Origin of the sequence: Pseudomonas sp., from assembly GCF_049645325.1 — a bacterium.
GTDB lineage: Bacteria > Pseudomonadota > Gammaproteobacteria > Pseudomonadales > Pseudomonadaceae > Aquipseudomonas.
Genome location: NZ_JBARTQ010000118.1, coordinates 1 through 2,848 on the forward strand (window position 1 = coordinate 1; position 2,848 = coordinate 2,848).

The window sequence follows — 2,848 nt, forward strand, 5'->3', positions numbered from 1 at the left end:
GGCTTGCTCGCGAATGCGGTGGGTCAGCCAATGAATCCATCAACTGACACACTGCATTCGCGAGCAAGCCCGCTCCCACATTTTTTTGATCCGGTTCGGCTTCAGATATCAGCTCGCTGCTACACCGCAGATCTGCTTTTCTGTGGGAGCTGGCTTGCCTGCGATGCAGACACCTCGGTTTATCAGTGACACTCAAGTGATGCTATCGCCGGTAAGCCAGCTCCCACATTTGACCGATCAGAAATTGAATGTTTGGGCCAGCCCTCGGCAAGCATCCCAGCTCCCGTTCGTGATCCGCTCTTGATCCAACCACTCAGGCCGCCGTGTTCTGCTTTTGATCTTGATCTGAGGCGCCCCGTTAAAGCACACCGCGCCTATGCGAGGTGCAAAGTGGTCGGCCTGAGCGCAATGCACAGGCCCGGCAACTTGCGTTCGATCATCGCCCACAACCCGCCTTCCCCCACTGTCATCGCCCCATACCGCGCCGCACCATGGCCGCCACCTGCATAACCCCAATAACAACAGGTCCCTCGCCATGAGCACTTTGCACCCGCGCCAGCTGTTGCTGGTCACCGCTATCGCCAGCCTTGCCTTGCCCGTCGTCGCCGAAGAACACGGCTTTCTCGAAGACGCCAGCGCCAACCTCAACCTGCGCAATTTCTTCTTCAACCGCAATTACACCAACCCGACCAAAGCCCAGGGCGGCGCGCAGGAGTGGACGCAAAGTTTCATCCTCGACGCCAAGTCCGGCTTTACCCAGGGCACGGTGGGTTTCGGCCTGGATGTGCTGGGTTTGTACTCGCAAAAGCTCGATGGCGGACGTGGCACCGGTGGCACCCAGCTGTTGCCACTGGACCGTGATGGCCGCCCGGCGGACAATTTCGGGCGCCTGGGCGTCGCGTTCAAGGCGCGGATTTCAAAGACTGAACTGAAAGTGGGCGAATGGATGCCGGTGCTGCCGATCCTGCGCTCGGACGACGGCCGTTCCCTGCCGCAAACCCTGCGCGGCGGACAGGTCACTTCCAAGGAAATTGACGGCCTGACGCTGTACGGTGGCCAGTTCCGCGCCAACAGCCCACGCGACGACAGCAGCATGACGGACCTGTCGATGTTCGGCAAAACCGCTTTCACCTCCGACCGTTTCAACTTCCAGGGCGGCGAATATGCGTTCAACGACAAGCGCACCCAGGTAGGCCTGTGGAATGCGCAGCTCAAGGACATTTACCGCCAGCAGTTCGTCAACCTGATCCACAGCCAACCCGTGGGCGACTGGACCCTGGGCGCCAACCTCGGGTTCTTCTACGGCAAGGACGACGGCAGCGCGAGTGCAGGCGAGCTGGACAACAAGACCTGGTCCGGCTTGTTCTCCGCCCGTTACGGCGGCAACACCTTCTACGTCGGCCTGCAAAAGCTCACCGGCAACAGCGCGTGGATGCGCGTCAACGGCACCAGCGGCGGCACCCTGGCCAACGACAGTTACAACGCCAGCTACGACAACGCCCAGGAAAAATCCTGGCAAGTGCGCCACGACTTCAACTTCGTGGTCCTTGGTGTGCCGGGCCTGACCTTGATGAACCGCTACATCAGCGGCAGCAACGTGCACACCGGCACCATCACCGACGGCAAGGAATGGGGCCGCGAGAGCGAATTGGGCTACACCGTCCAGAGCGGCACACTCAAAAACCTTAATGTGCGCTGGCGCAACTCCAGCATGCGCCGCGACTACAGCAACAATGAGTTCGATGAAAACCGGTTGATCGTCAGTTACCCGATCAGCCTGCTGTGAACCAGCGCTGAACTTGCTGTATGGTGCGCGCCTGCCGCTGCTGATCCGCCCAGCAGCGGCCTCAATTCGAGCCCGCACATTTAATGAAATCCTTCGCCAACACCTGCGCACTGCTTGCCCTGGCGTTGAGCCTCAGCGGGTGCATCGGCGCACCCATTGCCCTGACGCCGCAGACCGAACAGCGCTTGCAGGCCCAGGCACCGATTCGTTTCCTACTGACCTTTGATGATGGTCCCAGCGCCTCGGGTTACAACAACCCGAGCCGCTCGGTGGTGGCAGACCTGGCGCACAACCCGGTACTGCCGGGCATCAAGGCGGTGTTCTTCCTGCAGACCGAGGCCTCGCGTTCCGGCGGCAGCGCCCGCGGGCGCAAGACCATGGAGCGTGAATACGCGGCCGGGCATGTCCTCGCGTTCCACACGGCCACGGCCTTTCATACCAACCACCGTTGGCTGAACGACAGCGAGCTTGAAAGCACCCTCACCCAAGGTGCGGCCGACATTGCGTCGATCACCGGCGCGCCACCCGCGCTGGTGCGCCCACCCTTCTGGAACTACGACAAACGCACTTTCGCCGCCTACACGCGCCACAACATGCACGTGTTGCTGACGGACTTGAGTGCCAACGACGGCAAGATCTGGGGCTTCAATGGCAGCCCGCGTCGCCGCGCCAACCTGTACCGACAACTGTCGGTGGTGCGCGAGCGCATTGCCTTGGGAGAGTTGCCGACGGTGGATGGCGTGATACCTGTGGTGGTGACCTTCCACGACATCAACCGCTACACCGCGCGGCACTTGCAGGAGTACCTGCAGATCCTGATGGACAGCGCGCGGATTAACGGCATGAAAACCGCGGCCGAGCCCTTCTACACCGACCACACCACCCTGGAACGCGCGGCGCTGGCGCGCACGGTGAAGGATGTGAATGAGCCGGTGCATCTGCCCGGCGTGTGGAACTGGGTGTGGGATGCGGATTCACACTGACGTCTGGAACCCTGTGGAGATCCACTGTGGGAGCGGGCTTGCTAGCGAAAGCGGATTATCAGCCAATACACCTGTGACT

At 61.3% G+C, this 2,848-nt stretch carries 3 protein-coding genes; all 3 read left to right on the forward strand.

Features of this window, described 5'->3' with window-relative positions; all coding sequences use genetic code 11:
- The coding region (locus WBB95_RS05155) for a hypothetical protein (protein ID WP_424486577.1) at nucleotides 1-189 on the forward strand (189 nt) is incomplete at its 5' end.
- 346 nt (nucleotides 190-535) lie between these two features.
- On the forward strand, nucleotides 536-1,786 hold the full coding sequence (locus WBB95_RS05160) for an OprD family porin (protein WP_424486578.1): 1,251 nt from the start codon (nucleotides 536-538) through the stop codon (nucleotides 1,784-1,786).
- Nucleotides 1,787-1,869: 83 nt separating this feature from the next.
- Nucleotides 1,870-2,769, forward strand: coding sequence for a polysaccharide deacetylase family protein (locus WBB95_RS05165; RefSeq protein WP_424486579.1), 900 nt, complete (start codon nucleotides 1,870-1,872; stop codon nucleotides 2,767-2,769).
- Nucleotides 2,770-2,848: the final 79 nt, after the last annotated feature.

Excerpts from the sequence above, each read along its gene's own strand:
- WBB95_RS05165 (WP_424486579.1), top strand. The coding sequence starts at position 1,870 with ATGAAATCCTTCGCCAACACCTGCGCACTGCTTGCCCTGGCGTTGAGC.
- WBB95_RS05160 (WP_424486578.1), top strand. The coding sequence starts at position 536 with ATGAGCACTTTGCACCCGCGCCAGCTGTTGCTGGTCACCGCTATCGCC.